The organism is Kitasatospora sp. NPDC038210 (genome assembly GCF_055600605.1).
This window is the reverse complement of the sequence record NZ_JBVJYK010000031.1, coordinates 81646-88870: the sequence shown is the minus strand read 5'-3', so window position 1 is coordinate 88870 and position 7225 is coordinate 81646. Positions and strand designations below refer to the sequence as shown.

The 7225-nt window shown below is 77.0% G+C and carries 2 protein-coding genes; both read right to left on the bottom strand.

Annotation, left to right across the window (positions count from 1 at the left end; translation table 11 throughout):
• Positions 1 to 140: 140 nt before the first annotated feature.
• Positions 141 to 3071, bottom strand: a complete 2931-nt coding sequence (locus ACZ7KX_RS37280) for a hypothetical protein (protein ID WP_470330394.1) — start codon at positions 3069 to 3071, stop codon at positions 141 to 143.
• Complete coding sequence (eccCa, locus tag ACZ7KX_RS37275) at positions 3068 to 7003, bottom strand: type VII secretion protein EccCa (protein WP_470330398.1); 3936 nt, start codon at positions 7001 to 7003, stop codon at positions 3068 to 3070. Before eccCa ends, ACZ7KX_RS37280 begins: the two co-directional genes overlap by 4 nt.
• Positions 7004 to 7225: the final 222 nt, after the last annotated feature.

The window sequence follows — 7225 nt, the reverse complement described above, 5'->3', positions numbered from 1 at the left end:
CATGCTCCGAGACGGCACCCTCTACGAAACCCGCACCCCCGAAACCGCGGCAGCATGACCCCTTCAGCCTTGACGAAGGACATAGAGGCACCCCCGCCGTCCCGCGCCCCCGGCCTCCCGGCCGGGCGACCCCCGGGGCCTCAGCCGGTGGCGACCCCCGGCGTCAGGCCCAGCCGCTCCGGACGGGCCGGCGGGCGCAGCTGGTCGGGCGTCAGCTGATCGCGGCGGGCCTGCCAGGCGAGCAGCCGGACCCTGGCCTGCTGGTTGCGCTCCGCCGCCGCCCCGTCCGCGGCGGGAATGGCGTCCGCCTCGCGCAGCAGTACCCTGGCCGGACGTTCGTCGGCGCCGGGCAGGACGTCCAGGACGAGGAAACGCGCACCCGGTGGGAAGACCACCTCCGGGTCCCCGTCCTCGGCGATCACCGACGTCCGGCGGCCGGTGGCCGACCACACCAGGAACTCCGCCGACGTCCCCGGAACGAGATCGGCCTCCGGAGTCCCGACCAGCGGTGCGGGCTCCGTCAGCAGCGCGTCCTGAACGTAGTGCCGCAGCACCTCCTCGTCCGCGTCGGCGCCCAGCAGCACGGGCCCCCGGTGGTTGGGCAGCCGGCGCAGCCCGGAACCCAGGCACGCCAGGTACGGGTCCAGCGCCCCGGCACCGCCGGGACGGCGGGCCGCCGCCACCAACTCGGCCCGGGACGCGGGCAGTCCGGTGTCCGCGTGGTGCAGGTAGACCGCCGCGAGGTCGTCCTTCAGATCGTCACGGGCCTGCGACCGCAGCGCCGGCAACCGCAGGGCGACCTGCTCGGCTCGGCTGGCGTAGCGGTGGAAGTGCGGGCCCAGCAGGGTCCGGAACGCCGCCCGCTCCGCGGCGGTGGACGGCCGGCCGGCGGGGAACGCGCCGTCCGGCGCGATGAGCCGGGACACGGCGGGGCCCTCGGTGTCGCCGGCGTCGGTGTCGCCGTCCGGCCCGGCCGTGGGGTCCACGGAGACGGGGACGGGTTCGGGGACGGCGGGGACGGGGGCGGGTTCGGGGACGGCGGGGACGGGGGCGGGTTCGGGGACGGCGGGGACGGGGACGGGTTCGGGGACGGCGGGGACGGGGACGGGTTCGGGGACGGCGGGGACGGGGACGCCGGGTTCCACGGCGGCGGGTCCGGCGCCCGGACCGACGGGTGCCGGTTCGGGCTCCGGTTCCGGGTCGGGTTCGGTGTCCGGCGTGTCGGGGAGCGGGGTACGGGCGGGGGCGGGTTCCCGGGGGCCGGCCGTGGTGTCGGGGCCGGCGGAGGTGACCGCCCAGGTGGGCGGTTCGGGGAAGCCGGGGCCGGGGTCGGTGTCGGCGCCGTCCGGGTCCGCGCCGGCGGGTGGCACCGACGGCCCGGGTTCGGGTTCGGGTTCGGTGTCCGGTGCGTCGGGGAGCGGAGCACGGCCGGGCACGGCCGGGCGGGCGGTCTCCGGCGCGGGGCCCGCGTTCAGGAGCAGCCCCGGTACCGCCGCGCCCGGGACGGTGAGCGCCGTCAGCAGGCCGTCCACGGCGGCCAGCACCTCCGCCGGCACCGGACGGTCGGCCACGCCGGCGATGAGCACCGGACGGGCCGGGTCGGGGTCGAGCAGCCGCGGGCCGTGGTCCAGCGGCGGGTCCTCCGGGCGCAGCCACAGGCCGGCCGGGACCGCCTCCAGGCGCCAGCCCGCCACCGGCGCGCGGTAGAGCGCGGGGCCGCAGGACGTGGTGCCGTCGGGCAGGGGACGCCAGGCCGAGGCGACGACCCGGCCGCGGCCGGGGGAAGCGGTCAGCTCGGTCAGCCACGGCTCCCAGCCGGGGACGCCGTCGGCGTCCAGGACCCGGGCGGAGCAGCCGTCCCCGGTGCGCATCGGCAGGCCGACGGCGGCCCGGACGTCGTGGCCCAGCTCGGCCGCGAGGGCGGCGGCCAGGGTGACCAGGGCCGTGGTGGGCGCCCAGGGCGCGCTGACCAGCAGGTCGTCCGGGGCCGGGTGGACGCGGCGCAGCCGCTCGGCGACGCCGACGGCCTCGGGCAGCGGCGCACCGGGGTGGCCGACCACCAGGACCAGGGTGCCCGGCGTCGCCGTGGTGCGGGCCAGCAGACCGGGCCGCACGTCGGGGGCGGGCTCGTCGCGGAACCAGTAGCCGCGCGGCAGCACGGTCACCAGCGAGTCCCCGGCGAACGGGTCGTGGTCGCCGCCCGCCACGGGGGCGGGCGCGGGCGGTGGCGGTGTCCGGGGGGCTGTCGGGCCGGTCGTGACCGGTACGGCCGTGCCCGCGGTCGGCGCGGGCAGGGCCGCGGGTGCGGGTGCGGGAACCGGTGCGGGGTCGGGGACGGCGGCAGGCACCGGGCCGGTCGTGACCGGTACGGCCGTGCCCACCGCCGGCGCGGGCACGGCGGCGGGTGCGGGCGGGGCGGCGGGCACCGCGCCCGCCGCGACCGGCACCGCCGCCGCCGCGCCCGCCGGGTCCACCGCCCGGGCCCGGGCCGCCGCCGCGCCCGCCGCCGCCGTCTCCGGCAGCGGCCACACCGGCCCGAGCCGGCGGGTGCGCCCCGCCGGGGTGAACAGCCACCAGGAGGACGGCTCGCCGTCCTCGGCGCCGCCGCTCAGCAGGGTCCCGTCGGGCCGCAGGGTGACGACGCCGTCGGGCGCGACGATGCTGGTGGCGGCGAGTTCGGCGATCCGCTGGGCGGGCCGCCGTCCGTCGGCCTGGCCGGCGGCGAGGCCGGAGGCGGCGAGGACCAGGGTGGCGGCCCGGCGGGCGGCCGCGGTGCGGGCGAGTTCGTCCAGGCCGGCGAGCAGGACGGGCTGCGCGTCGGCGGCCGCCGCCAGCACCGTCACGGTGCCGACCACGGCCGGCAGCAGGGCCAGCGCGTCGGCGAGGTCGGCCGGCAGCACCGCCGTCGCCTCGGTCCCCTCCGCCGTCCCGCCGGCCGCGCCCTGCGCCGGGCCGGGCGCGATGACGAAGTGCGGGCCCGCCTCGTGCAGCACCGCGGGCGCGGGCGCGGGCTCCGGGACGTCGCGGTGACGGGCCAGCCAGCGCCGCACCGGCGCGCTCCCGGCGCTCACCGCTGCGCCCCGTCGGCGTCGTCGAGGACCGCGGTCTGCACCTGCACGGTGCGCCGCCGGGTGATGTGCAGGGCCCGTCCGGGCGGGAACGTCCGGGGTTTGGTGTTGCCGAACAGGAATCCCTCGCTCGGCGGACAGGACAGCAGCACCGCCGGGGTGTTGACCTCCTCCAGCTTGCGCAGCAGCTGGTCGGAGGAGGCCCGTCCGATGCCGTTGGCGCTGCGCGCCACGATCAGGTGCAGGCCCAGTTCGGCGCCCTGCGCGAGGTGGTCCAGCAGCGGCGCGAACGGGTGGGCGGTGATCCCGCCGGGGGAGCCGGCGACCAGCTCGTAGTCGTCGATCAGGATGAACAGCTCGGGGCCCTCCCACCAGTCCCGCAGCCGCAGCCGCTCGGGCGGGATGTCCGCGCCGGGCAGCCGGTTGCCCATCGCCCGTGCCGCGCCGTCGACGATCTGGCGCAGCACGTCCACGGCGACCGCGTGCCCGAGCCGGTACTCCTCCGGCACCGCGCCCTGCAGCACCCGGCGGTAGTCGACCAGCATGATGCGCGCCTCGTCGGGCCGGTAGGCGCCGGTGATGCCGGCCGCGATCAGCTTCAGCAGGTTCGTCTTGCCCGACTCGCTGTCACCGACGACCACCAGGTGCGGCGTGTCCTCGAAGTCGTGCCACAGGGTGTCCATCGACACGTCCTGCAGACCCAGCGGGACGCGCAGCCGGCCCTCGGGCGCGGGCAGCGCGGCGGCGGGCAGCTGCAGCGGCAGCATCCGGACCTCGGGCGCGCGCGGCCCCGTCCAGTGCTCGGCGACGGCGTCGACCAGGTCCGCGACCCCCTCGCCGAGGTCGTCGGTGCCGCCGTTGCCGTCCATCCGGGGCAGCGCGGTGAGGAAGTGCAGTTCGTCCGCGGTCAGACCGCGGCCGGGGACCTTGGGCACCGTCCCCGCGACGCGCATGCCGATCGCGGAGTCGACCGGGTCGCCGAGGCGCAGTTCGAAGCGGGTGCCCAGCAGGTCGCGCAGCGCGCCGGTGACCTCGCCCCAGCGGGTGGTGCCGACGACCAGGTGGATGCCGTAGTTGAGGCCGCGCTGGGCGATCAGGGTCAGCACCGGAGCGAGGTCGGGGAACTCCTGGCGCACGGTGTTCCAGCCGTCGATCACCAGGAAGACGTCGCCGTGCGCCTCCTGCGGCAGCTCACCGGCCGCCAGCATCCGGCGGAACGCCGCGACGGAGTCGATGCCGAGTTCGGCGAAGCGCTGCTCGCGCCGCGCGAGGATCGCGTTGACCTCCGCGACCGTGCGCACCACCCGCTCGGGGTCGTGCCGCCCGGTGACCCCGCCCACGTGCGGCAGCCCGCGCAGCGAGGACAGCGTCCCCCCGCCGAAGTCCAGACAGTAGAACTGCACTTCGCGGGGGGTGTGGGTGAGCGCCAGCGCCGTCATCAGGGCCCGTAGCAGGGTGGACTTGCCGCTCTGCGGGCCACCCGCGATCCCCACGTGCCCGCCCGCCCCCGACAGGTCGGCGGTGAGCAGGTCGCGCACCTGCTGGAAGGGCCGGTCGACGACACCGACCGGAACGCTCAGCGTGCCGCGGCCCGCCGCGCCCTCGGTGGTCAGCCCGTGCTCCGGGTGCGGCGCCAGCGGAGGCAGCAACTGGTCCAGGGTGGGCGGCACCCCCAGCGGCGGCAGCCACACCTGGTGCGCCGGCGGCCCCGCGTCCAGCAGCATCCCGGCCGCGATGGCCAGCAGGCTGCCGCTCTCCTGCTCCTCCTCCACCTCCGGCTCATCCGGCACCAGGACGGGCTGACGCGGTGCCACGTACCCGGTGCCGTACGCGGCGACCTGCCCGGCCGCGGCCTGCCGGCGCACGGCCGCGGGCCGCGGCGCCCGGTAGGGCCCGGAGACGTACGCGGCCTTGAACCGGGTCAGGGTGGCGATGTCGCTGCGCAGGAACCCGTTGCCGGGCTGGGACGGCAGGTGGTACGCGTCCGGCACCCCCAGCACGCCCCGGCTCTCCATCGCCGAGAACGTCCGCAGCCCCACCCGGTACGACAGGTGCGACTCCAGCGCGTGCATCCGGCCCTCGTCCAGCCGCTGCGAGGCCAGCAGCAGGTGCACGCCCAGCGACCGGCCCAGCCGGCCGATCATGATGAACAGCTCCATGAAGTCCCGGTGCGCGGCCAGCAGTTCGGAGAACTCGTCGACCACCACGAACAGCGTCGGCAGCGGCTGCAGATCGGCCCCGCCCGCCCGCGCGGTCTCGTAGTCCAGCAGCGAACTGTAGTTGCCCGCCGCCCGCAGCAGCTCCTGACGGCGCACCAGCTCACCGTGCAGCGCGTCCCGCATCCGGTCCACCAGCGCCGCCTCGTCGGCCAGGTTGGTGATCACCGCCGAGGTGTGCGGCAGCCGGTCCAGCCCCAGGAACGTCGCACCGCCCTTGAAGTCGACCAGCACGAAGTTCAGCACCTCCGAGGAGTGCGTCAGCGCCAGCGCCAGCACCAGCGTGCGCAACAGCTCCGACTTGCCCGACCCGGTCGCCCCGATCAGCATCCCGTGCGGACCCATGCCGCCCTGCGCCGACTCCTTGATGTCCAGCTCCACCGGCGTGCCGTCCGCCGCGATCCCCAGCGGCACCCGCAGCCGGTCCGCGATCCCGCGCCGCGCCCAGCTCAGCGCCACGTCGTGCCGGTGCAGGTCCCGGATGCCCAGCAGCGACGCCAGGTCGAAGTCACCCGCCAGCGGCTCCCCGGCCTCCACCTGGTCCCCGAGCCGGTACGGCGCCATCAGGGAGGCCAGCCGCCGAGCCGCCGGCAGCGACAACGCGTCCGGCCGCCCCAGCTCCGTCACCTCGTCACGGTGGTTGCGGTCCGCGCCGACCATCGCCAGCCGGCCCTCCTCGATCCGCAGCCGCAACCGGTGCCGCAACGGCTTCCACTCCAACGCGTCACCCAGGTCCAGCAGCACCGCGTTGCGCCACCCCGCCAGCGCCGCCCGGCTGCCCGCACCCGCCTGCGGACCGTCCAGCACGATCACCGTGAACGGCTCGTCCCGGCCCGGCTGCGCCTCCGGCTCCCACGGCCCGCGCCCCGCGAACTCCGCCCCCAGCACCTGCTCCAGCTCCGCCAGCGACCCCGCCACCAGCCGCACCGGCCCCAACGCGTCGGTGTCCACCGGGTGCAGCGCGTGCGGCAGCCACTTCGCCCACTCCCACCGATCCCGGTGCTCCGCGTCCGTCACCACCGCGATCCGCAGCTCGTCCGGCGCGTGGAACAGCGCCAGCTGCGCCAGCATCGCCCGCGCCAGCGCCCGCGCCGCCTCCCGGTCGTCACCGCGCACCAACACCTGGGCGTACCCGCGCACGTACACCGCGATCGGCTGGTCCGCGACCGTGCCGTAGGCGTGGATGAACCGCCGCAGCGCGTGCGCGCACAACGGCTCCAGGTCCTCCACCGGCTTCGTCGACAGCGGCGCCAGCCGCACCGCCAGCCGCTGGTGCCCCACCCCGATCCGCACGTCACCGAAGTCCGGGTGCGCGCTGCGCCGCTCCCACAGCCGCGAGGTGCGCACCAGCGACGCCACCGTCGACGGAGCCGGGTGCCGCCAGGCCAGCGCCTCCTGCTGACGCACGATGTGCCCGCGCACCTGCCGGCGCATCTGCGACAGGTACCGCAGGTAGTCCCGCCGCTCGGCCCGCAACTCCCGCTTGCGGTCGCTGGAACCGCGGATCAGCTGGGTCACCAGCATGCCCACCGCGGACAGGCCCATCATGCCCACCGCCACGTAGCCGAGCACCCCGCCGCCCTCACCGGGACGCAGGAACACGAACACCATCGACAGCGAACTCAACGCCATCGGCGCCATCGAGATCATGCTCGACATGCCGCTCTGCGACTCCGGCAGGACCGGCGGCTCCTGCAACTGGATCTCGCCGTCGGGCATCGCCGGACCGGGACGCCGAGGCGGACGGTCGACCAGCACCACACTCAACGCAACGGCTCCTCGCACCAGGGGGGACGGCCGCGAAGCCCCCGCGGTCCGGGGCGCCGTCCGCCCAGGACCACGGACGGCGCCCCGCCCCGGGTTCACCCGCCGCACGGAACCCGCCACCCGCCGGTGAACCCCGCGGCCCCCGCCGCCCGTGGCCCAGGGTGAAGGAGACCG

Excerpts from the sequence above, each read along its gene's own strand:
- eccCa (WP_470330398.1), bottom strand. The coding sequence starts at position 7,003 with ATGCCCGACGGCGAGATCCAGTTGCAGGAGCCGCCGGTCCTGCCGGAG.